This is a genomic window from Wolbachia endosymbiont of Kerria lacca, assembly GCF_051602725.1.
Classification (GTDB): Bacteria; Pseudomonadota; Alphaproteobacteria; order Rickettsiales; family Anaplasmataceae; genus Wolbachia.
In genome coordinates this window covers 274,706-300,721 of sequence record NZ_CP192272.1, presented here as the reverse complement: position 1 = coordinate 300,721, position 26,016 = coordinate 274,706, and the positions used below count along the sequence as shown (strand labels likewise).

19 protein-coding genes and 1 pseudogene are annotated in these 26,016 nt (G+C 34.3%); 7 read left to right on the top strand and 13 right to left on the bottom strand.

What is annotated here, in order from left to right; all coding sequences use genetic code 11:
- Positions 1 to 37: 37 nt before the first annotated feature.
- The 10 genes from pstB to ACQ4M0_RS01370 all read right to left on the bottom strand — a co-directional run bounded on the left by pstB (position 38) and on the right by ACQ4M0_RS01370 (position 12,954).
- Positions 38 to 796 (bottom strand): phosphate ABC transporter ATP-binding protein PstB, encoded by a 759-nt coding sequence (gene pstB, locus ACQ4M0_RS01415; RefSeq protein WP_012481738.1) that lies wholly within the window; start codon positions 794 to 796, stop codon positions 38 to 40.
- A complete protein-coding gene (gene dapB, locus ACQ4M0_RS01410; protein ID WP_213863710.1) occupies positions 793 to 1,581 on the bottom strand; it encodes a 4-hydroxy-tetrahydrodipicolinate reductase in 789 nt (262 codons plus the stop codon). Before dapB ends, pstB begins: the two co-directional genes overlap by 4 nt.
- 215 nt (positions 1,582 to 1,796) lie before the next feature.
- The gene (locus ACQ4M0_RS01405) at positions 1,797 to 3,449 is read right to left on the bottom strand and encodes a hypothetical protein (protein ID WP_438456505.1); all 1,653 of its coding nucleotides are present in this window, start codon (positions 3,447 to 3,449) and stop codon (positions 1,797 to 1,799) included.
- Between the two features lie 121 nt (positions 3,450 to 3,570).
- Positions 3,571 to 4,128, bottom strand: coding sequence for a hypothetical protein (locus tag ACQ4M0_RS01400; protein ID WP_438456504.1), 558 nt, complete (start codon positions 4,126 to 4,128; stop codon positions 3,571 to 3,573).
- Positions 4,129 to 4,202: 74 nt separating this feature from the next.
- Positions 4,203 to 5,366, bottom strand: coding sequence for a phage major capsid protein (locus ACQ4M0_RS01395; RefSeq protein ID WP_438456503.1), 1,164 nt, complete (start codon positions 5,364 to 5,366; stop codon positions 4,203 to 4,205).
- A gap of 629 nt (positions 5,367 to 5,995) precedes the next feature.
- Entirely contained in the window at positions 5,996 to 6,118 is a 123-nt protein-coding gene (locus ACQ4M0_RS01390) for a hypothetical protein (RefSeq protein WP_438456502.1), read from the bottom strand.
- Between the two features lie 96 nt (positions 6,119 to 6,214).
- Positions 6,215 to 6,895, bottom strand: a complete 681-nt coding sequence (gene pyrF, locus ACQ4M0_RS01385) for an orotidine-5'-phosphate decarboxylase (protein WP_108784631.1) — start codon at positions 6,893 to 6,895, stop codon at positions 6,215 to 6,217.
- Positions 6,896 to 6,938: 43 nt separating this feature from the next.
- Entirely contained in the window at positions 6,939 to 8,105 is a 1,167-nt protein-coding gene (locus tag ACQ4M0_RS01380) for a hypothetical protein (RefSeq protein WP_438456501.1), read from the bottom strand.
- A gap of 137 nt (positions 8,106 to 8,242) precedes the next feature.
- Entirely contained in the window at positions 8,243 to 10,339 is a 2,097-nt protein-coding gene (locus tag ACQ4M0_RS01375) for a hypothetical protein (RefSeq protein ID WP_438456500.1), read from the bottom strand.
- A 41-nt stretch (positions 10,340 to 10,380) separates the two neighbouring features.
- On the bottom strand, positions 10,381 to 12,954 hold the full coding sequence (locus ACQ4M0_RS01370; RefSeq protein WP_438456499.1) for a valine--tRNA ligase: 2,574 nt from the start codon (positions 12,952 to 12,954) through the stop codon (positions 10,381 to 10,383).
- Positions 12,955 to 13,086: 132 nt separating this feature from the next.
- On the opposite strand from ACQ4M0_RS01370, the pseudogene tnpA reads away from it, so the two are divergent.
- Together tnpA and ACQ4M0_RS01360 are read left to right on the top strand one after the other, a co-directional pair.
- A pseudogene (gene tnpA, locus ACQ4M0_RS01365) lies at positions 13,087 to 13,512 on the top strand (IS200/IS605 family transposase).
- 109 nt (positions 13,513 to 13,621) lie between these two features.
- Positions 13,622 to 14,275 (top strand): hypothetical protein, encoded by a 654-nt coding sequence (locus ACQ4M0_RS01360; protein ID WP_264374707.1) that lies wholly within the window; start codon positions 13,622 to 13,624, stop codon positions 14,273 to 14,275.
- Between the two features lie 117 nt (positions 14,276 to 14,392).
- Here the strand turns inward: ACQ4M0_RS01360 and ACQ4M0_RS01355 are convergent, their stop codons facing one another.
- Complete coding sequence (locus tag ACQ4M0_RS01355; protein WP_264685189.1) at positions 14,393 to 15,685, bottom strand: cbb3-type cytochrome c oxidase subunit I; 1,293 nt, start codon at positions 15,683 to 15,685, stop codon at positions 14,393 to 14,395.
- 323 nt (positions 15,686 to 16,008) lie between these two features.
- Between ACQ4M0_RS01355 and ACQ4M0_RS01350 the strand changes: the two genes are divergently transcribed.
- The 5 genes from ACQ4M0_RS01350 (at position 16,009) to ACQ4M0_RS01330 (ending at position 20,998) form a co-directional block, all read left to right on the top strand.
- Positions 16,009 to 17,118: an outer membrane protein assembly factor BamB family protein gene (locus ACQ4M0_RS01350; protein WP_438456498.1), complete on the top strand. Its 1,110-nt coding sequence runs from the start codon at positions 16,009 to 16,011 to the stop codon at positions 17,116 to 17,118.
- On the top strand, positions 17,111 to 18,490 hold the full coding sequence (gene lpdA / locus ACQ4M0_RS01345) for a dihydrolipoyl dehydrogenase (protein ID WP_007302754.1): 1,380 nt from the start codon (positions 17,111 to 17,113) through the stop codon (positions 18,488 to 18,490). The genes ACQ4M0_RS01350 and lpdA overlap by 8 nt, the downstream gene beginning before the upstream one ends.
- Before the next feature lie 2 nt (positions 18,491 to 18,492).
- Positions 18,493 to 19,413, top strand: coding sequence for a tyrosine-type recombinase/integrase (locus ACQ4M0_RS01340; protein WP_010401376.1), 921 nt, complete (start codon positions 18,493 to 18,495; stop codon positions 19,411 to 19,413).
- Between the two features lie 477 nt (positions 19,414 to 19,890).
- Positions 19,891 to 20,025, top strand: a complete 135-nt coding sequence (locus ACQ4M0_RS01335; protein ID WP_438456497.1) for a hypothetical protein — start codon at positions 19,891 to 19,893, stop codon at positions 20,023 to 20,025.
- Positions 20,026 to 20,041: 16 nt separating this feature from the next.
- Complete coding sequence (locus ACQ4M0_RS01330; RefSeq protein ID WP_213863789.1) at positions 20,042 to 20,998, top strand: IS5 family transposase; 957 nt, start codon at positions 20,042 to 20,044, stop codon at positions 20,996 to 20,998.
- 195 nt (positions 20,999 to 21,193) lie between these two features.
- Here the strand turns inward: ACQ4M0_RS01330 and ACQ4M0_RS01325 are convergent, their stop codons facing one another.
- Together ACQ4M0_RS01325 and gatB are read right to left on the bottom strand one after the other, a co-directional pair.
- Positions 21,194 to 24,421 (bottom strand): ankyrin repeat domain-containing protein, encoded by a 3,228-nt coding sequence (locus ACQ4M0_RS01325; protein ID WP_438456496.1) that lies wholly within the window; start codon positions 24,419 to 24,421, stop codon positions 21,194 to 21,196.
- Positions 24,422 to 24,531: 110 nt separating this feature from the next.
- On the bottom strand, positions 24,532 to 25,953 hold the full coding sequence (gene gatB, locus ACQ4M0_RS01320) for an Asp-tRNA(Asn)/Glu-tRNA(Gln) amidotransferase subunit GatB (protein WP_438456495.1): 1,422 nt from the start codon (positions 25,951 to 25,953) through the stop codon (positions 24,532 to 24,534).
- Between the last annotated feature and the right edge of the window lie 63 nt (positions 25,954 to 26,016).

Sequence of the window (26,016 nt, the reverse complement as noted above, 5' to 3'; positions counted from 1 at the left end):
ATTATATATAGAAAAAATTAAAATATCAATTATTAAGCTAATGATCCAGAATATACTCCTTCGTTAAAGGAGACTGAGCATTTTCAAAGATTTCTTGAGTACTTCCGAATTCAACAATCTTGCCATTGCAAAAGAAAACTATGCTGTCAGATAATTTTTTAGCTTGCTTCATCGAATGAGTTACCATAATTATGGTGAACCTCAATTTCAATTCTTGTATAAGATTTTCGATTGCATTGGTTGCCATTGGATCAAGAGCAGAGCATGGTTCATCCATTAATAAAATAGTTGGCTTTACTGCAATTGCACGAGCAATGCATAATCTTTGTTGCTGGCCACCAGATAAATTTAGTGCACTATCTTGCAATCTATCTTTCAACTCTTCCCATAAACCAACCTTAGTTAAACTACTTTCTACTATTTCATCTAATTTTTGCTTATTTTTCACCATGCCATGCAATTTAGGCCCATAAGCAACATTATCATATATTGACTTTGGAAAAGGGTTGGGTTTTTGAAATACCATACCAACTTTTGCTCTGAGCAATACAACATCCATATCACGTGAATATATATTACCCAGCCCATCGATTACCAGCTCACCGGTCGCTTTACATCCAGGTACGTAATCATTCATACGATTAAAACAACGCAAAAATGTCGATTTACCGCACCCAGAAGGTCCGATAAAAGTTGTGACTTTCTTTTTGCAAATATTCAAATTTATATCGAATAAAACTTGTTTAGAGCCATACCAAAGATTTAAATTTTTAACGAAAGCGTATTTATCGTTCATACTAAATCCTGCATTGAATAAAGTCCTGGAGTTTTATTCTCGCACAACCATATTGCTGCCTGAACCGCCCCTCTAGCAAACGTTGTACGATCAATTGCCTTGTGATTTAATTCTACTCGTTCATCGGAATTGACAAACATGACACTGTGATCTCCTATTACTCCACCTCCACGAGATACTGCAAAGCCTATTCCTCCTTTCCCTCTTATATTTGAATTATTATGTGAATATTGATTGAGCTCAAAATCCACTTTTGCAGCGTTAGCAACTGCTTTACCAAACTCTATAGCTGTTCCAGATGGTGAATCCTTTTTTAAATTGTGATGCATTTCCCAAATTTCAACGTCATACTCATTACCTAAAAGCTTGGCAGCTTCTTTTACCAATTTCAGCAACACATTAACTCCTATACTCATATTTGCTGACCATAATATTGGAACTTTAGCAGCATAGTCTTTTAAATTTAGACCTTCTATTCCAGTTGTGCCACTAACTAGCGGTTTTTTAAATTTCACGGCCGCCTTAAGGCATTCTAGCATACATTCTTTAGTTGTAAAATCTATTACAACATCGGACGATTCAAATACCTCACTAATAGAACTTGTAATTTTGATTCCTAAATTGCAATTATTGCCTACAATAGGCCCAATATCTAAGCCTATATACTCACTGCCCAAGCGAGCAACAGCACCTGCTATTTCCACTTTGGTATTCGTAATTAATTCATTGAGTATTTTCTTACCCATTCTGCCTAAGCAGCCTATTACTCCAACTTTGATTTTCATAAAGCTTTTTCCACTATGTTAGGCTTTTTTTGAAGCTTTGTCATCTTTATAAGCTTAGCATATTTAGCCTTACACTGATAAAACTATAGCTATACATCGATGAATCTATTGAAAATTGATACGAAAAATTGTAATTAGTCAATTTTCTCCTATGGAGAAAACTTATAAAGAAAAAAAGAGCACCAAAGGAGGTGCTCTTTTGTGAAGGGTTTGTTTTAATAACCGTTTCCTACTTTGCTCGGATTAGAGATATAATGTATTTGTGCTTCTGGTTCTCCAGTTATTGAGCGAGGTTGTGCCTTTAACACATTACAAGAGTCCTCCTCTCGTGCATCATGAAAATCATCATCTAATTCCTCTTCTGCATCATAAAACTTCTCTTGTTCATTATCCTCATTATTAACCTCTTGTTGTATTATCTTGTGACTAGCATCAGTATTATGCTCATCTTTTTCTTTATGTGCATTAACTAATAGAGATTTATTACAGTTAGCGTTCTTTGCTTCCAGACTAGTAGTTTCTGAACTTGGCACGCCATTATTTGTTGGCGCTTTAAAACTTTCAATAGAATCTATTACAACAAATGTTGAACCTTTCTTGAAGCCTAAGGACTTTTTCATTTGCCATACATGAAAAAGTTGGAGTTTATCTTTTTGTAGTATATTAATAATTAGAGATACGGAACCATCATCGTTATCTCTTTTACTAAAATTAATATTAAAATCATTTTTATTGCAGTGTATTTTCATACGATATTTACCTTTGTTTCTTGGATGCTTATAATCCTCTAGATTTTGTTGAATATCATCTGCAAGACGTAGTTCTAAGTTTCCGTTAAAAATGTTGATAGTAGAAGATTCTCTTGTTACTGCCAATGGATCAATAGTTGTATTGTCACCCGCTTGTTGTGCCGTAATAGTAGGTGTTATAGATTCAAATGGCTGATTAGATATACTACCCACTTTAATCTCTGTTACATCATTCTCCAATCCTAACATTTTTTTCACATTCTCAATACTGTCTTGAACTAATATTTTATCGCTATCGATATACTTCCCATCTTTGTTCTTCTCTATTATCGATTCTACAATTAAATGTTTAGCAAACTCAGGAGAATTAATACTCCTACCAGTAATGCAATATTCTCCTTTATTACACTTTAGATATACAAGAAACTTAGGATGATATGCGTTCTTGGTTAAACTACTTTTATAATCCTTAATGTTTATACACTCTTCCAAATTTAACCAAAAGTTATTCCCTTCAAATTCAAGCCCACCTACTACTGATGTTTTTTTTGTTTTTAATGGCTTGTAATTTATCTTATTCACTTTAACGAACTCTTTGTTTTTACCTAAGCCTAATACACGTATCATTTCTAATGGATTACTTAATACAGAACCTTCATCAATTTGTTTCTTTACTGAAGTTATTGACACAGACTTCCTCTCACCACCTATATTTTTCTGTGAGCGATAAGGACCAGTAATATGAAAATCTCCACTGTCACATCTTACAAATGCATGAAATTCATCATATTGATATGGATTTTTATATTTCTCTTCAAGGATTGTATAATTTTTATTTATCATAGTTAATAGTAGTTCACCATCGATAACTTCAAGACAAACTTTGGGTCTATCTATCTGCTTTGGCAGTATTAGTTGATTACCATCTAGAGTTTTTGGCAACGTATTATTTTTATTTACATTCTCATCTAAAGGTCTCTTTGGTGATATATTTTTTTGAGCAGCATTTGCTTTACTGCTAAATAACCAATTCCAACCTGATGAAATTTTTCTTGCAATCGATGAAATTCCTGTACGATCAGCAATCCACTTAAAAAATTTTTTTATACTTTCCCACATACTTTACTACTTAAATTAATAATTTAATTATTATATATAAAATTTAATTTGTCAATTTTCCCTATGGAGAAAACTTATAAAGAAAAAGAGCACCAAAGGAGGTGCTCTTTTTAACAGTTTGCTATAGTGACTGTGCATTAAGAGATTGACTAGTATCAGCAGCGTGTTGCTCTACTTCTACATTAGTAGTTTCTGAATTTGGTGTGTTACTATTATTTGCAATAACTTTAGGTGAATTCAATTGTATTTCTATACAACTTTTATTGCTCACATCTAGCAGCCTTTTCATTTCTTCTGGTTTATTATCACCATAAACTTCTTTGCCATCTAGAGTCCCAACTGAATTTATAGATAGACATATCTTGCCATTTTCTATCACCATTTTCGAGTCGTAACGACCTGTGATATATACTTTTCTATTATAATGTGAATCTAAACGAAACTCATCATTAATTACATTACCATGTTTATCTTTATTGGTTGGAAGTGTTACACCTTGCGGTATAACCAACCTTATTTTACCGTCGCTCAATTCTACAAAAGATAACGCCACTATCCTTTCCTTAGGGTCACTTACTAGGTTTGCCTTATTACTAGACCACAAGTTTTTAATGCTGTTCCAGACTGATGCAATTCTTCCTGCAATCGACTGAAAAAAGTTTTTTATTTTTTCTAACATATTTTACTCCTTAAATTAACAATAATTTAATTATTACATAAAAAGTATAATATATCAACTATTTCATAAAAATTTTAGTACTTGCTTGCAATTTTCAATAATTTAATAGCACTGGTGTTGACAACTTCCCCGCCAACACGCTTAGTGACAAAAAATCTAACATAAGGTTTGTTTGTATAAGGGTCTCTCAATATTCTCATTCCTCTGTTATCCACGATCTTATAAGCTTGTTTGAAATCTGCTACTGCAATCATTGTAGGTGGCATATCAGCAGATTGATATACCGGTATTCCCATCAAAGTATCTGGAGTTTCAAGCGATAAACTCGGCTGCCAAAGATACTGACCTGTTTCAGATTTTAGTAGCCTCACGTCCTTTAACGTACTTCTGTTCATCAAAAATGATGCATTTTTAGAGTAATGTTCATTTAGAGAGTAGTACAATATCATTATGGCATCGCTGTCTAGCTTATCAGCTTTAATTTGCTCTATCTTATTATGACCATTTCCATTTTCGTAAGCTAAAATTCCTTTAGGTTGAAAAGTGCCATCACCTTTAATGAAGGCTTCATTCTCCTTCTTACTGAAAGTTTCGGTAACCTTTTCTACAAGCCAATTTTCAACATTGACAAATGCATCATCGAGCAATTTTTGTGATATTTGCGGCTGAGCATAGAGCTCATAAGTTGTGATGGAAATCTTTTGAATTTTAGGTGTACTTGTGTCTTGTGTAAAATCATACTTAGATTTATAGCCACCATCTTCGTCGTCTACTACTTCACCACTCCAACCTGCACCAGCACGGTCACAATCCTCTATAATATAATCCAATGTTTCAGTAGAGATTCTTTGACTAGAACATATCTGCCGCATTGGAGATGAATCAGCTATACGCTTGTTTATGCGTTTTACAATATGAGGAGTAACTAAATACCCTCCAATATCATTGTCATCTCCACTTAGGGTTTTGTGTGATAACCTGTTTTCCATTCCTTTGCGAATATAATCAGAAAAATATTTATCACCTGTATTAAAATCTGTGCTAATCTCTGGGCGTTGAGCTGAAGTTTCAATAAAATCTAAGCGCTCTTTACAATTATCAATATTACTATTTATCTTGCATAGCTGCTCAGGACCTTTGCTTTCGATTTCTTTTAGTTTGCGATCATTTATTAATTTAAATTGCTCCCATGATGAAGCGAGTTCATTAACACGGTGAGCGATATCAGTAAGTGACATAATAGCCTCCTTTAAAAATAAAATTAGAATAGTTATTGTAATTTGAAGGTAATCTTTATCAGTAATCTCAGCGTTGTCATGCAACCTGCATTCAGAAAAAAGACCGGTGAATGGCAGCTTAGTATAACTCAAACGCTTGTTTACAATATGGATCCCAGTGCTGGGAGGCGCCCTCATGGTAAACAACGTTCATACAACTGTATACGTATAATGCTCGTGCCTGCCATTCACCGGTCTTTTTTCTGGATTCTAGCATTGGCTTCATGGTAGATACAAATGAACGTAAGCTGCTTGGTAACGAGAGAAAAATGATAATGATTACTTGTTGAAGTAAAAAAAGCAGTGTAGTATTACACCACGCTAAGTATTATACTTAATTGTCAGTACTATACAGCATCCATTTTTTTGTGTCAAGCACTTTTTTTCACTGAGTATCTATTCAGGAGAATGTGCAAATAAAGTACGTAGCCGTATAAAGCTGGGATCCATTTTTCTATCATCACCAGAAACGTTGATTACTTTTATACCTGTAAATTTAACTGGATCCCAGTTGGCTTTGTTGCACCACTCAAGGAAAGAACAGGCAGTTACTGACTTTCATTCTTATTGGCATATTTTTCCTTTGTCGGCTAAATATCTATTTTATAACAAATTCCATCAGTAACTGCCTGTTCTTTCCTTGAGTGGTGCAACAAAGCCAGCTGGAATCCAGAAAAAAAAGAAAAATGGTCAAGCACTGGGATGACACCCATTTAGTTATCTTTTCTCGTCTACCTTGTTTTGCCACCCTGCTGAACGGATACATACCGTTTGTTGCTTTTACCCTATGCTACCTTATCTGCCCTGCTTCAATCAATAAAAGATTTCAATATTAATTCTGCACTACTTGCGGGATTGCTACTCTCTGTAATGGGTCTGCCAATTACGATATAATCAGCTCCTGAATTTATTGCTTCTTTTGGTGTTGCTGTCCTTTTTTGATCATCATGACCTCGATTCATACGGATTCCTGGAGTAATAATTTTAAAGTCTTTACCACATTCTTGACGCACTTCTTGAGCCTCTAGTGCAGAGCAAACTATTCCATGTAGACCAATCTTTTTTGCAAGCTTTGCCAGCAAAATTACCTGTGATTTTGTTTCTCTTGCCACTCCAAGCTCACTTAGATCTTTATTACTCATGCTAGTTAATACTGTTACTCCAATTAGCTTTATTTTAGTGCCTTGCACTATACTTAGCGCTTCTTGAAGCATTTTTGTTCCACCACTGATATGCAATGTTAGCATTTCAACATCTAGAATCTTGATTGCTTCAATCGTTCTAGCGACAGTGTTTGGAATATCATGCAATTTCAGATCTAAAAAAATTGGTATATTGCATTTTGCAACTTCTCTCACTCCAGAAGGGCCATGTGCAGCAAAAAATTCTAACCCAAGCTTTACCATGCCAACCTTATCACGCAGAGCATTAGCTAAAGATATAGCTTTATTCAAATCTTGTGTATCCAGTGCGCATATTATTGGGTTCATTATCTTGTATAATTTTTTTTATAATAAGAGTAATTGTTGCATTTTACAATCCATATTCAGGGATTGGTCCACTTGCAATGCTTTGTACAGACACTGAACCCGATAATCTGGTCGGAGTGGGTGAACGACTGGCATATCCAAGATCTTCCTGTAAAGAATCAGACGTTTCCTCCGATGTTTTGGAACCGTTAACTGGAGTGAATTGTGCAAGTTCCCCTAATATAAATTTTATTTTCTGAGTCTCCCCTAATATTATTTTTGTGCTATAATCTTTAATTGCTCTATTTTCTCTTATTGATTCTTCTACCTTTTCTATCACATATTGAAGTTGTTTTATTTGACTGTCTCGCTCTAAAAGTGAATTTCTTAAATTTTTCACTTCGTTATTACAATCTTGTCTTATTTTGTCTAACTCAAAAGATTGATTTTTAATTAAACCATCTGCTTTATCTAGCTCTTCAAATTTCCTTTTTAACTCTTGAGATAAGTTTTTATTTTTCTGATCAATTTCTTTAAATTTACAATGTAATTCATCTAATGCCACACAAAGTTCTTCTTGCCTTTTATATAATTCTTCTTTTTGTGTATATAGCATATGTTTCTCTTTACGTAATTTATCTATTTCCTTAGATAACTCCTCGTTTTCTTTGAATAATTTTTCTATTTCCTTATTCAATTCTTCATGTTTATTATTGTCTATTTTTCTTTTCAATTCCATTATGTGTTTTTCCCTCTCAGTTAGAGTAGCTTCTTTTTCCTGTAACTGTTTACACAAATATGAGATTTTATGGAGTAGTTCTTTTTCTTGTGCAGCAAGCTCATCTTTCTCCTTCGTTACTTTTTCTAATTCGTCTGTTATTCCAATTATATGGATCATTTTTGCTTCTAATTTCTCCTCCAAAGATTTTTTTTCTTTAAGAAAAGATTTCCTCTCAGCTTCTATTTTTTGACCAAATTTTCTTCCTTCCTCGTATAAATTGTGCTTTTCTTGAGTCAACTCAAGCTCTTTGTGAGCAAATTTCTTTCCCACTTTACTAGTGTCAATAATTATTTTATACAAAATCATAAGAGCCAAAGCAGATAATACAGCTAAAGCGAGAATTAAAGAACTAGGTACATTAATAAGCGCTAAAGATGTAAGTAATGTAAGAGTAGCCAGAGAACTAGCTATAAAATAAAATATATTATATTTATTAAGTAAATTGCTCATCACCCATATACAAAACTTCAGCAGTCTTGTATATATTGATTAAAATTATCTTACCTGTAGAGGAGAACACTTATCACAATTGTATCAGTGATAAACTTTAGTTGATATGCTAACTAAACTCAAAATGCAAGGTGGCATCAGACGGGAGTAGAACATCTACTAGAATATCCAAAATCTTCTGAATATGAAGCTTCATCTAGCTCTTTATTTGGTAGTGCTGATAAATCTCCATTACTTATATCTGAAGGAGCAAGGCTATCATTAGTTTGTACAGATATTTCTTCAATTACTCCTTTTATTTCTTGATCACTGACTCCAACATTCTTGATTAATTCCTCCAATCTATTCAAAATCTCTAATACAGTTTCCTGCGATATAATCACTTTATCTCCTTCTCTTACATTCTCTTTGAACAAATATATCATGTTTTTTGCCAAATCTTGTGCTAAGCTCACACGATTCTGATGAACTAATGAAGATTGATCATTCAAATCTGAAATTTCTTCTTTTATAGAATGCTTCTCAAATAGTAACTCTTTGTACTTTTCATGTTGAATTTGACTTTCTTCCTCCAGATTGATGCTATAATTTTCTAACTCTTCACTGTTTTTTCTTTCTTTATTAAGAATTTTTTCTAACTCTTTAATCCTACTGAAATATTTAGTTTCTTTCTCTTCCGATTGCGTACTTAGTTCTTCTAAATCTACAGTTAGTTCAATCGCTTCTTGAGTTTTTTCATTTAACTTTTCTTCTAATCGTCTTTTTTCTTCTTCTAAATCCCATGATTTAAGTCCTAGATCAGAAGCTTTAGACCTTTCTTTTTGCAACTGCGCTTCTAACTCTGCTATTTTTTTCTCTTTCGCTGCTAAACATGTCATCAATTCTGTTACTTTTTTAGATTCTAATTCATGTGATTGATTTTTTAATCTCTGGATTTCATTGTCCTTATTACTTAACTTTTTTTGAGCATCATTCAGTTCTTGTTTTAATCTTTTATTTTCATTCACTGCTACAGCCACACTGTACTCTAATTGCCTTATTTGATCCTTTAGTCTTTGTACTTTAACATCTAGACCTTCAGCAAATTCTTCTAAATCTTGCTTTTCTTGCACTAATTCAGCTTTTTCTTTACTTAACTTTTGTATCTCTTTTTGCGCTTTCCTTAACTTCTCCTCTAACTTTTCCTTCTCTACTTTTCTCCTTTTAAATTCACTCTCTACCGAATCACTTAGCTGCCCGAATTTTTGTGTTACTTCAGCCAAAACTTCATCTTTTTCCCTTACCTTTCCATTTAATTCCTCTATCTCTCTCACTTTCTGCTGCAATTGTTCTGACATAGTTTCTTTATCTTCAGTCAATCTTGTATTTTCTTTTTCCAATTTATTAATTCTTTCGTTTAAGCTTTCATCTACAACTTGTGCACTTTTGTCTTGCATTTTAGTACTGCCTATTTGAGCTTCTTTGCTGTCACACTCAATTCCTTGAGTTGTTTTAATGTTAATATTTCTATTACTATTTTCTATCAGAATCTCAGATGATTTATGATTGCCTTTCTCCTTATTTCTAAATTTTATTTGATACAAGAATAAGTTACCTATTTTTACATCTTTATTTGCTTTCAATTGATCATCAGTAACACGATTATGCTCGATAAGTTCTATACCATTAGCATCAATATTAATTATAATAGTGCACTTTTTTCCGTCCTCATCACACCAATTCAGAGTCATTTCGTATGCACCATCAGTTACAACATAGTGCCTTATTCCTTCTTCAGAAACAAAACCGTGCATTCCATTTTTTCCATTGCTATGCAGAGTTGAAAACCCTGAAATTCCATTATCTTGACAGAAATTACTATTCAAAAACTCACTGACTTTGAATTTGTTTTTATTAGCTCCCAATTTAACTTCTGCACAACTACCATATATTGACACTGTTTCAACACCACTTTCAATATACCCATTCAATACTTTTTTAGCCTTATCTTGAAGCTCTAGTCTCGCCTCCTTTACATTATTGAAATCTTGGATAACGGCTTTATACACTTCATCTTCATTAAAATTGGCATTGTATTTTATTAAAAAAGATAGTATGTGAAAACTAGCTACAGCAGTGTGAATTGATTTATTCTTTTCTTTTATCTTACCGAGCAAAAACAAAAACCCTTGAATGAAGTCATGATAATCATCTTTTTGTTCTTCAATTTTATTATCATATGAATTACCAAACATTATTACCTCACAACTAAATAATTAGTATAGTAATACGAATGCTAAGTTACATCAATCAATAAACTTACAGTAAATTTTCCATCCTCAGTTATAAGCTCTGCTTTTGTACTCTCAACCCATTCTATCACTTCAGCATTGCAAACTGACTGCAAATCATGCTGAGCAGAATAATTTAACTCATCCTCTTTTACACTCGCTTTTATCATCAACTTTTGTATAAGATGCTTAACTGATACGTTATTATCTGCTTTTATTTTTCTCACAAGGTTTAATATCTGCACGAAATTATCTCCCATTTCCTCAGAATACTTATCATAGGTCAGTTCTTCCTTGTTAGGCCAATTACTTTTATTGTGAACGGAGTTATAACTATACAACTGATGATATATTTCCTCTGTAATGTATGGCAAAAATGGTGCAAATAACCGCAAAATAATATTGAGTACATATGCCAAACTCTGTTTCGCACTCATGTTTGCCTCGCTGTCCAATGCATCTCCATATGCACGTTTTTTAACTAACTCTAAGTAATTATCACAAAAATCTTTCCAAAAAAATTCTTCTATTGCGCTCAAAGCTTCGCAGTATTCAAACTGTAATAGGTTGTTCGTCGTTTTTTCTATCACTTTATATAATTTGGACAATATCCACTTATCCATCGTCTCACTGATGGAATTTATGCTCAATCCTTGATATCTTTCCATAAACATGGAAACAAATTTGCTAGCATTCCAAAGTTTCGTAACAAGTCGTTTGCCAATTTTGAAGATATTTTCAGAGTAGACTGTGTCAACTCCAAGTCTTGAGTTTGCTGCCCAATAGCGTACTACGTCAGCTCCATAGGTTTCAAGCATTACATGAGGAGTGATGATATTACCTTTTGATTTACTCATCTTTTTTTTATCATCAGCCAAACACCAACCACTAATCATGATATTTTTCCACGGCAGTGAATCTGCATGATAATGTGCCTTCAAAATCGTATAAAAAGCCCAAGTTCTTATTATCTCATGGCTTTGGCTGCGCAGATCTGCAGGAAATATCTTATCATACCGATGGCTTGGTAAACCGAGCTCACTGTTTACTGCCAGTGCACTTAATTGAGGAGTGATCGCACTTGTTGCCCAAGTATCCATCACATCTTGATCTGGAGTAACTTCTTCTTTAATATACCCTTTCGGCAAATCTTTGAGTGGATCTACAGGTAAATCCTTTACTTCAGCTAGAATGATTTTGCCTTCTTCTCCCTTACGTTTTGAATACCAAACTGGAAATGGTACACCAAAATAACGCTGTCTTGAGATGCACCAATCCCAACTTAGCCCTTCTATCCACACCTCCATACGTTTACGCATAGATTCTGGATGCCAATTACATTTACTCACTTTATCTAACAGTTGAGCTTTTTGTTCTAAAGTCTTGACAAACCATTGATAAGTAGGTAATATTTCAAGCGGCGCACCAGATCTTTCAGCACATTTAACAGAATGAGAAATGCTAGTGCTTTCTATTAAAAGGCCCTTTTCAGTTAGGATTTCAATAATTCTCTTTCTTGCTTCTTTAACTCTTAGGCCATTTACTTCATCGTAGATTCCAGCGTCACGCGCTGGAGCGTGTGTCTCCTCTAATGTCTGGATTCCAGTGTCAAGCACTGGAATGTCACTCCCCTTTGTCATCCCAGTGCCTTGACACTGGGATCTATTATTACCATACACTGAATCTAGACTTATCCTACCATCCTGATCGATAATAATTTTCATCGGCAGACCATGCTTTTGCTGCCAATATATGTCGAGCTCATCACCAAACGTACAGCACATAACAAGCCCAGTACCTTTATCTATTTTAACTTTATCATCAGCTATTATTGGAACTTTTGCTCCTGTTATTGGCACTACGGCTATTTTTCCAATCAGCTGAGTGTAGCGTGCATCTTCTGGATGGCAAAAAACTGCAACACATGCTGGAAGCAACTCAGGCCGTGTAGTTGCAATCTTAATCTGCTCATTTTCTTCAGTGGAAAAAACTATCGTGTTCAAAAATGACTCAAAGACTTTATCCTCTATTTCTGCTTGTGCAATTGCAGTTTTATCGACTGGGTCCCAAAGAATAGGTTGCATTTTCCTGTATGCATACTCTTTATCATATAGATCAATGAATGACATTTGAGAAAGTGCCACAGCTTCCTTGCTGATCGTGTGGTATTCCAAATCCCAGTCATAGCTAATGCCAACTGATTTAAACAATTCCTTGAATTCTTGTTTTGACTTCTCAATAACTTCATGGCACATCTCTATAAATTTTTCTCTGCCAACTTCTTTTGCACGGGTTTTATAGGTTTGCTCGACTAACCTTTCAGTCGGAAGACCATTATCATCAAACCCAATTGGATAAAACACATCTTTTCCCAGCATGCGTTGAAACCTTGCAATAAAATCCGTATGGCAATAGCTAAATATATGGCCGATGTGCAGCTTTCCTGATATCGTTGGTGGAGGAGTGTCTATAGTAAAAGTGTTATTCTCTTCACCATTCCATTTATAAACTTTACTTCCTTCCCATAATATGTTGTATTTATTTTCAATTTCTCTAAAGCTGTATTTTTCTTCTAACATAAATATTTTTCAGTTTTAAGCTTTAAGTTAGCACAATTGAGCAAATACAGCAATTTTAATGTCTGACATTTTAGTGTCCCCCTTCGGGGATTGTCCCGCCTTGAGGCGAAGGGCAAGTTACAATAGTCGCGTATGCGACGTTATGGGTATAATGCACACTCTAAGTACGATATGAGAGTACACTTGGTATGGATTCCCAAATATCGAAAAGGGTGCTAATAGGCCAAATTGCTGTTAGAGTTAGGGAGCTGCTAAGGCAGGTTACTATGGAAAATGAGATCCAAATTATCTCAGGCAAAGTTGCAGTAGATCATATTCATATGTTTATATCATATAAACCACAGCAAAGTGTTAGTAAAATTGTACAACTTTTGAAAGGAACAAGTTCAAGGTTGCTGATGCAAGATTTTGCAAGTCTAAGTAAGCAATTTTGGGGCAGGCACCTTTGGGCACGTGGATATTGAGCCGTAAGTTCTGACAGACGAGGTTATACAAGAGTACATATCTATCCAGGAAGGCGAGCCACTTCATGACAATGATCAATTTCAAATTGATTAAAATTTAACCCTTCACCTTGTAGGTGATGGTTGTTGAGTTTATAATACAAAATTTCTTGATTTTAGTTTTTTATGTATTACACGATAAATTTTTAGTATTGAGGTTTATTATGCCTGATTTTAAATTTTCTGATTTACAAGATCTTGTTAATGCTCTATATGATCCATACTATCTGCCCTCCAACGAAAAAATAAAACTAGCAGAATTGCTTGAGGACGTGTTGGAACTAGAAGTTAAAAAAAGCTCAGAAGATGCAATAGCTACATTGAAAGATAAAATAAGAAATGAATTAAAAAATGAAATGAAAAGTGAAATGAAACAAAAAATAAATAAACTTGAGCAGCTAGAGGCGGAAAATAAAGACTTACAAACTAAAAAGGATAGAGCTAAAGGGTTAAATAGATCCTTAGAATATGCAAGGAAGACAGCTCAGAACGAAAATATAGAATTAAAAGCTGAAAAAAATAAACTAAATACTCAAATCCAGCATTCACAGCAAGAAAAGAAAATATTAGAAGTCAAAAATGAAGCAAATAAACAACTAAAAGAAAAAGCAACATACATCGCTACTGCTAGTACTGGTCTTGCTGTTGGGTTAGTAGTGTATATTACACTTGAACATACAACTAAATTGGACATGTGGTTAATCGTTGTTATAGCAACAGTATCTGCATTCTTAGCTGGTGATTTAATAATGAAACCTAGCTCTCAAGTAAATGGAACACAAGAACCACAAGGAGTGGCAAATAAGAATTCAGTGTAGCTTGATATAGTTTTTTTCATTTCACTGCCTTTCCAAATTTGAAGCAGGTTGTTTGAGCCATAGTACAAAGTAAATATAGTAATTTTACACTAAAATTTTTAGTTTTGTTTCTGTGGGTTAGTTGGTACGAGCCTTGCCTTTAAGAAGATGTAAAATCACAATTATTACGAATAACATTCCACCAATAACTGATATAGCTCCACCCGTAATAAAACAAGCACGTGCCAACATTGATGAAATACTTGGCAGATCTGCAACTTTTCTTAAGGCACCATATCCACCAAGCCAAACAAGTCCAGTAATGTGGAGAAAATGTCCCAAGCTATATGCATAAATCTGTAATCTTACTATGGAGCTTTTTATTTCTTTACAGCCCAATTTTGGTAACAGCCAGTAGACAAAATTCATAAAAGCTATAGTAATACCAACTACAGAACCATGATAATGCGCAGGAATAGTGACATTTCCTTCAATAGTTAGCACTCCAAGCACACCTCCATAAATGAACAATACAAACGAGTGAAGAAGATAATTGCCCTTATCATTGAGCAGAGTTTTTATGTTGCAATACACTAATATTGTTAAAAAGCACGGCAGAACTGCTCCAGCAATTCTCATATGCCAGGTAAAAAACTGTATCAATTCAGCACTATCCGCCGAATAAATAAAGTATATAAACGGCGCACCTACGGTCAAAACTGTGTTTATAAATAGTGGTAAAATGGTAATTTTATTTAGACTAATATAGCGAGCATTCAGTATGATCAAATAAACTAAAAACATTGCTTGAGCAAAGGCAAACTGCAGTAAATGTCCGCCTCCCCAAAAGAGATATTCATAAAATAAATTCTTGTCTGAGTGATATAGACCTGGAGGCATATTTTTATGTGCTAAAACAACACAAAGAAATGATGACACAAGTATAATGACCAGGCCAATTTGTCCGATTGAAAGATATGAGTCTTGTTTATTTGATATGTAGGCTAGAGCTGTATTTATCAATATGCTGGTAATGAAAAGACTGAGTCCAAGTAAAAATAATTTGTTTTGTAATACAGGTATATAGTTACTTTTGATAACTTCAGTATTTGGAACAAATGCAGATATAAACATTAGCAGCATGGAAAGGATTGAGAGAGTCCATGAGAAGTTAAACCAATGATTGGTGTTTTTTAAGTTTATGATGAAGAGCAGAGATATTATAGAGCACATCCATACCAAAATTGACAAATTTACGTGTATCACCAGTGCATTATCAAAGATATATTGTGCAGAAGGAATGAGAGAAGAAATAAAAGGCAATCGTAGAAAAATAACAATTATTGACAGCAGTCCAGAACAAGCAAGAGCAAGTACTGCCAAGAATATCCATTGCCTGCAAAGTGAAGCGTTATTTTGTATGTTGAGCATTTACTTTTAGGTACTATAGCATAAGACAATGTACATTTTTCAAATTGATATGCATAGTTTAAATGAATGACATTACAACAATATCTTTCATCGTGAAAATGCTGCGTCCATTTCCATTTCATATTATGGTAATATTACTGACAGCGTTAGTCTGGGCTATCGAAATGTGTTTTAATCAATACTTGATAAAAATTATTACAGTAAGAGGATCTTTACATAATGGCATGACATTACGTTAATGCTTTTGATCCACAATTAAGAACATTTTCGTTGTGATTTACGTTTCTAGTATGTATATTAATGAATCTTGTTTTCACTAAATAATGAAAATAATAATTGTCATGATAATGTTATTGTATAGTAACTATACAATGGCAAGCGAACGAATAAGTTTAGTAGATAAAAAATTATCTCAAGGATATGTAGCTCCAATACTTACAGAAAATAGCGTTATTTTACCAGACAAGCACGGTACCTTATATTCCTTTGATATCGATAACCCAAGAGTTATAAATTGGAAATTATACCTCTCAAGTAGGAAAAAAATTGGTAATATCAGTTTATCGAGCTACAAAGAAAACGTTTTCTTCATAGTGGATAACATTCTACACACAATAGATGCGAAAACAGGAGAGATTCAATGGGAAAAAGAATTAAGAGCTCCGGTAAGAGGGAAAACAGTAGTAATAAACAATAAGTTGGTAGTGTTGACTATTGATAACTATCTGCATGCATTTAGTATAAAAGATGGCAGTTCCATTTGGAATTATCAAAATGGTATAAATGAGGTTCGAGGTTTGTATTCCATCTCACCAGCAATCTCCAATGATAAAATAATAGCACCATTTTCAAATGGTGAATTGATAGCTTTTAATGAAGACGGTAAAAAATTGTGGAGCCAAAAATTGGCTACAAACCTTTTGGATACACAGCTTACAGATGTAACTACTACACCTAGAGTACACGATAATATCTTAATAGCTACGAGCAACTCTTATATTTATAGCATTGACGTAAACTCAGGAAATATTTTATGGTCAAGGCCACTACAAGTAAAAAGTATATCAAACATTGAGTCATATTATAGCCCTCTTATTCCTGCAGAGAAACAAAAAGAAGGCGGAAGAATTTTCATGGTGACTAAAGATAATAAGGTAATTGGCATCGACATACAAAGTGGAAAAACAGTTTGGACATCTGATTTTATAGAGAATGTGCAATTGTTTGTTCCAATTATGTATGCCCATACGCTTTGGGTAACAAGTAATAAAGGTTCAATATTTGCTTTTCCTGGATCTGAAAGTACAGGAAGGGTAATTAAAATACCCGGTAATGTGTTTCATGCTCCAGTATTTACCCATGGTAAGATGTATATAACGACTGAAGGAAATGGTGTTTATTCTTTAGAAAATAGGTTTGTTTTTTATGACTGATTATGATTTGATTATTATAGGTGGTGGTCCAGGTGGTTACAAATGCGCTATTGCTGCTGCAAAACTTGGACTCAAAGTTGCTTGTATAGACAAAAATAGCATTTTTGGTGGCACGTGTTTGCGAGTTGGGTGTATACCATCAAAAGCATTACTCCATTCCTCTTATCAGTATGCTAGCGCGAAAAATAATCTATCAAAACTTGGCATAAAAGTTAAGGATGTAAGTCTCGATTTGAGAGAAATGATAGGCTATAAAGACGCTAGAGTTCAGGAACTTGGAAAAGGCATAGAATATCTGTTTAACCTTTACAAAATTACGAAGATCAATGGACTTGGAAAAATTACTTCTTTTGATCAAGGCAACCTTGAAGTTTCAGTTGAAGGTAAGGTGCTGAAGACAAAAAATATAGTAATTGCAACCGGTTCTGACGTTATTTCTTTGCCAGGAATTAATATCGATGAGAAAAGTATTATTTCATCAACTGGTGCATTGTCTTTAACTGAAGTACCAAAAAAACTTGTCGTAATCGGAGCCGGGGCAATAGGGCTTGAAATGTCTTCTGTATGGAGGAGGCTAGGGTCTGAAGTCACTGTAGTAGAATTTTTTGACAGAATCGCTGCAGCAATTGATGGAGAATTAAGTAAGTCTCTACTTTCTAGTCTACAAAAACAAGGAATAAAATTTTTACTTAGCACTAAAGTTGAGGGAATAAAACAAAGTAGTAACTCTTTGAGTGTGAAAGTTTGCTCTGTAAAAGATAATCAAACAAATACTATAGAGGCGGATAAGGTATTGGTGGCAGCAGGGCGCAAACCATGCTCTGAGGGTCTTGAAAAAATAGAAAAAGACAGTCGTGGCTTTATTAAAGTCAACAATAGTTATGAAACCAACGTAAAAGGAATATTTGCTATTGGTGATGTGATTGGTGGAGCAATGCTTGCTCACAAAGCTGAGGAAGAAGGGGTGGCAGTTGCAGAGATACTAGCAAGGCAATTGCCTCACGTTGATTATGAAATCATACCGTCAGTCATTTACACCCACCCTGCAGTTTCTTCAATCGGTAAAACTGAAGAAGAACTAAAAAGTGCTGGTCGAAAGTATAAAGTTGGTAAATGTCAATTTGCTGCAAACGGTAGAGCAAAAGTCACTGACGATGCTGAGGGATTCGTGAAAGTTCTGACTTGTAGCAAAGCAGATACAATACTCGGTGTACATATCATAGGAGCATACGCTGATACGCTAATCAATGAAGCAGCGGTTGCAATGGCATATGGTGCAGCAGCAGAGGATATATACAGAATTTGTCACTCTCATCCTGATATAAATGAAGCCTTTAGGGATGCGTGCATCGATGCTTTCTTTAAAAAGTAACTGTGGACCTCGGTTCAATCATTGAAAAATGGTATGATTGGCTAAAGTACAACAGGTCTTACTCACCAAACACTTTGGAGTCATACATGAGGGACCTCAAAGATCTTATAAGTTTCCTAAATACTCACATTGGTGAAGAAGTAAATGTTGGCTCTTTAGAAAAATTAAGCATACCTGAACTGAGAAGTTGGTTTACCTCTCGTTATGCAAGAGGTGTAAATGCGAGATCTAACACTCGCGCATTGTCAGTAATCAGAAATTTTTTCAAATATATAAAAAACAATTATGAAATAAATAATGAAGCGGTATTTTCTTTATCAAGGCCAATTCAGAGAAGAACTCTACCTAAAGCACTTTCAATATCTAACATAGAAACTCTATTGAAAGAAATGAAATTGCCTGATCTAGGCGAGCCTTGGGTGGTAAAAAGAGAAATTGCAATTGTCGTTCTGCTATATGGTACGGGCTTAAGAATCACTGAAGCACTGAATCTTAAGGTTAGTGATATTAGCAATGAAAGTTTAATAGTAACAGGTAAGGGAGATAAACAAAGGCAGGTATTTATTCTTCCAGTAGTAAAAAAGTGTATACAAAAATATATAAAAGCTTGTCCCCACTTTGACGAAGCGGGACATCTTTTTGTCGGGGTAAGAGGAAAAAAATTGGGAAGAACTTATGTTGCTAATCGTTTGCAAAAAATAAGAAGATTTTTAAACTTACCAGAAATTTTATCTCCACATGCATTTCGCCATAGTTTTGCTACTCATTTGCTTCAGGAAGATATTGACATAAGATCAATACAACAGCTGCTTGGCCACTCAAGCCTTGAAACTACTCAAGTTTACACTCACCTAAATTATCAAGATGTCTTCAATATGTATAAAAACTTTCAGAAGAGTTTGAATAAAAAATCGAAATCTTAACTTCGTCTTAAATCGATAATATTGCCGAACTGAGTGCTTGCAACATCATTCAGTACTGTACTTGCTTTATATAAGCAATAGTGACCAGCAGAGAAGAAAGCAAAAACGTTTTGCAAAAGGTTATGAATGAAAGAGAATAGACAGCAGAATTTAAATTAGAAGCTATGTAAAGAAACAAGTCAAGCAAATAGCAAAAGAGCTAGGCTCTGTGTACAAAATGTTAGCAGGTCAAATTAATTGAGGACGGGGATTTGCGACTAAAGTTCATGCACTTGTTGACGTACTGGGAAACCCATTCAAATTTATTTTGACCTCAGGCTAGAGGAACAAAATTACTCAGTTGACTAAAAATGTCTCTAGCTACACTATATGGCTTCTTTAAAATTTTGTTTACAGAGCCTAGAAAGAAAGCTGAGGAAAAGTAGAGGTTACCTTTACATATGAACTACATCTCAACCTGATATTGTCGTTCCTAATATGTTGGATTTCTTGCATAACTCGAATTCAAAAGTTGATGTCATTCCAGCGCGTGACACTGGAATGGCTTTGTTGCACCACTCAAGGAAAGAACAGGCAGTTACTGATGGAATTTGTTATAAAATAGATATTTAGCCGACAAAGGAAAAATATGCCAATAAGAATGAAAGTCAGTAACTGCAATGAATATAACAAATTTCTTCAAGAAAGGGGAAATGTTTTTCATTATATCAACGATGCCATTGAAAATTGGTACGAAAATAGTCCAAAAGTAGCAGGTGGCAACAATGTCTACAGCGACAAAGTAGTGATTCTAATTCACATAATAACCTATCTATTCAGGATTGGTCTTAGGCAAACAGTGGGATTTATAGAGAAATATCTTGAGCAAATAGGGAAAATTTTGCAAATTATCAGCTATTCGCAGGCTTCAAGAAGGTTTAAAAAGCTTAATATCAAAATCAACGACTGCAGAGTTGATAAGAACGATATGGAAGATATTGAAATTGCTATAGATAGTACAGGTATCAGCATCTACAATAATATTCCAGGCCATAGTAAGGCAAATGGTACAGATAGAAAGTATCGCCGCTATGAGCAAACAAGAAAGCTACATGTAATGCTAGAGATAGGTAGTAAAAAAGTTATAGCTGCAAAATACAGTAGTGGAGTTTATTCCGACCACTATGGAGCCTGTGATCTTATTGAAAGAGTGGATACCAAGTATAACATAAGCACGATATATGCAGATAGGGCATATAATCGAAAGAAGTTATACAAACTGTGCGATGAGCTTGACATAAAGACAAGGATTCCTCCGCAAAATAATGCAGTAGAGCATCCAAAGTTGGATTATATGAATGAGAGAAATTCTACAATCAAGCTCATAAAGTCATATGATGAAGATGGTATGAAGAGGTGGAAAAAAGAGATAAATTATTGGAAGAGATCTTATATAGAAAGTTTTTTCTCGCGACTGAAGCAAATATTTGGATTTAGTTTTAGGAATAAATCTGAGATTAATCGTGAGAAGGAACTGCTACTCAAGTGTTATTTGCTTAACAAATTTACTGAAATAGGCATGGCTAAGTTTGATATAGCTTCATGAATTTATTATACATTACCCACTATCCGAAGAGCTGTGCAACAAAGCCCACTGGAATCCAGATATTGGGTTCCAGCTGGGATGACACCTGTTTATGCAAGAAATCTATTGAAAATTGAGTTAAACTAAAAATTCAGTTTGACACACTTTTGTTAAACATTTTTGGGACGTTAAAATAAACAGATAAATAATTTTCTCTTAAGCTACTTCAACACTTTCATCATGGGTTAAAAGCAACTCCACAAGTTCTTGGCAGTTATCAACTGCACAGTCCAGTACTGTATTCCCTAAATTATTTCTAGCGTTAACGTTTGCATTGTGTTTTAGTAGCGTCCTCGTTATATCAACCTTTTGCCTAATAACAGCCAAGTGTAGTGCAGTGTTGCCATCTTTATCCTTAGCATTAATATTAGCACCTTCTCGAATAAGGCATTCTGCAATATTGCAGCTTCCAGATAAAGCAGAGTAGTGTAATAGAGTTCTACTATTTCTATCTCTAGCATTAACATTAGCACCTTTATTGATTAGAAACTCCACTATTCTTAAGTCTCCACTGAAAGTGGCTTTATAGACAACGCGGTGTAACGCTGTTTCGCCATATTCATTCTTGGCATTAACATTAGCACCTTTTTCAATTAGGCACTTCACTACATTTAATTTTCCATTCTCAGCAGCAAAAAATAATGGGGTTCTGTAGTGTTCGTCCCTAGCATCAACATAAGCATCCTCATTAATTAGGTGTTCCACTATACCCAATTCCCCAACGTCAGCAGCTAAATGTAATGGAGTCATACCACAATTGTCTTTAGCGTCAATATTAGCATACCTTTTGATTAGATATTCCACCATATCTAGATCTCCATTTATAGCAGCAATGTGTAATGGAGTCCTGCCATATTCGCCTTTAGCATTAATGTTATTATTTTTAATAATCAGGTATTTTACTATATCCAATTCCCCAGCGTAATAAGCAGCTGAATGCAATGGAGTATTATCATATTTATCTTTAGTATTAGTGCTAGCACCTTTATTGACTAGACATTTCATTACATTCAAATTTCCACTCTTAGCAGCAATATGCAACAAAGTTTGACCGTGATTGTCCTTAACATTAACAATTTTTACCAATTCACCTGGGTAATATTTTTCTATATGTGTTATTATTGCACTAATTGCTTTACAATCACCACTTTCAGCAAGCAAGTGCAAAGGGGTGCTTTTCCTTATAAACAGTGTTCCTCCATATACATAAAATGAGTGAAAGTAAAAGTTATCAATCAACTTACCGTATGTACTTGCGTATCCCCATACAAATGCAATATGGCTCATACTACCTTGTGCTAAACCACCACTGTTTATCAATTCCAAAGCTTTCCTTAGAACTTCCTCTTCTTGGCCCTCCTTTTGTAATTTTAATCTAGTTATTCCCTGCACTACTCTGTGAATACTTGCCACTTCCTCTTTCAAGTCAATCATTGAATATCTATCGAGTAGTTCAACAGCCTTCCATAACTTTTCCTTATCCTCTGCTATTAACTTTGAAAAGACTTCTTCTATATGAATCTTGTCAGGAGCAAGGTAGGCCATTATCTCCAGAATATTCAACGTTTCACAGCCGTATTCTTTTTGTATATGTGTCATCGTAATGGTACAAGTTATTGAAACTGCTTCAGTATAACGATCTTCGCCTTCACAATCTCCTTCTTTAAGTGACTTTCTTGTATGTTGTTGGAACTCCTTTAAGTAATCACTTACCTCAAATCTTCCACAACCTCTCAACTTTGATTTTTTATTTTTGTTGCAAATATATACGGTTGCTTGTTTTAAAGCCAAGGGAACATACTGCAGCTTTTCTGTTAATTCTTCTATTTCCTGATCCTGTAAATTGTCCTCTATGTTCAAAGCTTTTTTAACAAACTCGCAAGCTTCTGTTTTACAAAATTCATTTAACCGTATTACTTTTATATCTCCTTCTTCTACCGAATCCCATTTTTGATCATGAGAAGTAATTAAAACATAAGGTTTTTTATGTCTAGAATGTAAAGATGAAGGTAAAAACTTTCTAATGTATTTATATTCTCTTGCATTATCGAAAATAAAAAGACTTTTTACATCTTTAAAATATCTATATACACTCTTAATAATAGATCTGATTCCCTTTTCTTGTTCAGTATCTTCATCTGTAATAAAAATTTTCGAACCTTCAGGTAACCTTCTATTTAACTCCTTAGCTAATCCTTTAAACGATTCTTCAAGATCCTTTTGTGTTCCTGCATTTACCCATACAAGATTACCATCATAATGCTCTTTATATTCACAAGCATATTTCCTAGCTAACTCACTTTTTCCCACTCCTCCAAGGCCACTAATAGTAGCAACCTGCAATATCACCGCTTGTCTGCCCGTACTCCTTTGTAGTGCATCATGTAAGGCTTTTAATTCACTATTTCTTCCAGTAAAAAATGCAACTGGCTCTATTATTTTAAACCAAATAGGCTCCTCTATCTGCTTGTTATTTTGTGCTGTTACAGCTACATGTATTTCATGCAGTTTTTTACTATCCTTACGCTGTTGTTCTACTATTTCATCTATTCCTTTATTCCCTTTTTTTACTTCTCTCTCTATTTCACTTAAAGTCTTAGGAAATTGCTCAATTTCTCGAAAAAGCTCTTCTCCCTCTTTGTGCGAAAAAGGACGCGCTTTTATATCTTTTACCCAGTCTGATATTTTTTTTAGAAGATTATTACAAAAGATTTGATTGTCACCAATATAGCCAAACTTTTTGTTCAACCTACTACTCAACTCACCTAGCAATAATTCTCTTAGCTGAGCTTCATGGGGTAAGTTAACGACGAACACCAGTTCATTTAAAAAGTCCTCTATCTCTTTATTGCTGACTTCCTTACCTATCTTACGCTTTATAAAATCCATATTTTGTTTCAAGTATTGAGCAATACTACCATCTGAATCACTAATTCTATATTTTGCACTATCACCTATATCCAGAAACTCATCTTTTGTGTCTATTCTTACAAATGAAAGTTCTTTTCCTTTATTTTCTCCACTTAACATTGCTCTTAGATTTCTTACTTCGTGTTGTATTGAATATGGTGAATCAAGATCCATATTCGTAGCAAAAAGAAAATGCTTTGTTCCACCACTAAACTTTGCATTATTTTTGATCTTTAAATAAGCAATAAAGTATTTCAACAAATTAAACTTACCACTCTTTGTTAATAAGCTACCTACACTGATTTTTTTAGTTCCATCTTGGTTGTGTTTAACTTGTGTAAACTCATATACTATACCTTTATTTTGCTCATGCCGGACAACAATATCATCAAAACCTTGAACTGGCTCTAACTCTGTGTCTATGGAGAAAGAATATTCTTTACCCATCTTAGACATGAGAGATGTTATATCCATCTCATGCATTAGAGATATTACGATCAATAACTCTTGGAAGGTAATACCAGGGTAAGGGCGTTTGAACCCCCCATAATTAGAATCATCTTCTAGATACATTACCCCTGTTTTTACCCTAATCTTTCACTCAAAACCAAGTTTACGACATCAGGGCTGGCTTTTCCCTTAGTGGATTTCATAACTTCGCCAACAAAGAATCCGTATAGTTTTGTTTTACCGCTTTTGTATTCTTGAACTTTATCTTGGTTGCTATTGATGATTGTGTCGATAACTTCTGCTATTTGACCTCTATCGGTTATTTGTTTTAGGTCCTGCTCTTCTATGATGAGAGATGCCGGTTTGCCAGTTTCAAACATAATATCAAAAACTTGTTTGCCAAGTTTAGCAGAGATCGTTCCATCGACGATAAAGTCGAGGAGCTCGGATAAAGCATCTGCTTTAATTGGAGAGCTAACAATATCAATATTTGTTTTATTTAAACGACCGAAAAGCTCGACGGTTAACCAGGTAACTGCAATCTTTGAATCATGCTTTTTTGCTAATTTTTCAAAATAATCGGCAATTTCTTTATCAGAAGTGATAACGTCTGCATCGTATTCATTTATACCTAATTCATTAATGTACCGCAGTTTTTTTTGATCTGGTAACTCGGGTAAAGATGATTTAATAGAATCAATTTTGTCTTGGCTTATTTCAACAGGTAGCAAATCAGGTTCAGGGAAATATCTATAGTCACTTGAATCTTCTTTGCTTCTCATCACTTTTGTTTTTCCTAAAGTGACATCAAACAATAAGGTATCTTGACTTATTTCTCCTCCGCTTTCCAAAATTTTGATCTGCCTTTGTGCTTCATAATCTATAGCTTGTACAATATAACGTATTGAATTTAAGTTTTTTATTTCACAACGAGTGCCAAATGTGCTACTACCCTTTGGGCGAACAGAAACATTTGCATCACAGCGAAGTGACCCCTTTTCCATATCACCATCACATGAACCGATGTAACGCAAAATCTGCCTCAATTTTTTCATGAATTCTGCAGCTTCTGCAGATGAACGAAGATCTGGCTCTGAAACAATTTCCATTAAAGCAACACCTGCACGATTTAAATCTACGTAAGTTTTGCTTTCTTCATGAATACTCTTTCCTGCATCTTGCTCTAAGTGAATTCTTGCGATTCTTATTTCTTTTTCATTATTATTGATAAACACTTTACCATTTTTAACTATTGGCTCAAAGAACTGGGTTATTTGGTAACCTTGTGGTAAATCGGGATAAAAATAATTTTTCCGGTCAAAGTAAGAGCATTTATTAATTTCTGCAGAAATTGCAAGTCCGGTGCATATTGCTTGCTCTATGCAGCTATAATTTAATACTGGTAGTGTACCTGGCATTGCTGCATCAACTAGAGAAACTTGAGTATTGTGCTCAGTGCCAAATTCCGTTAGTGAACTAGAAAATAGCTTTGTCTTAGAAGAAACCTGAGCGTGTACCTCAAGTCCAATTACTGTCTCCCAGTTTTCTTTTGTCATGTATTTTATTCAATTAATAACTTTATATTCTGCAAACTAGCACAAAAAGTCAAATAAAACTCA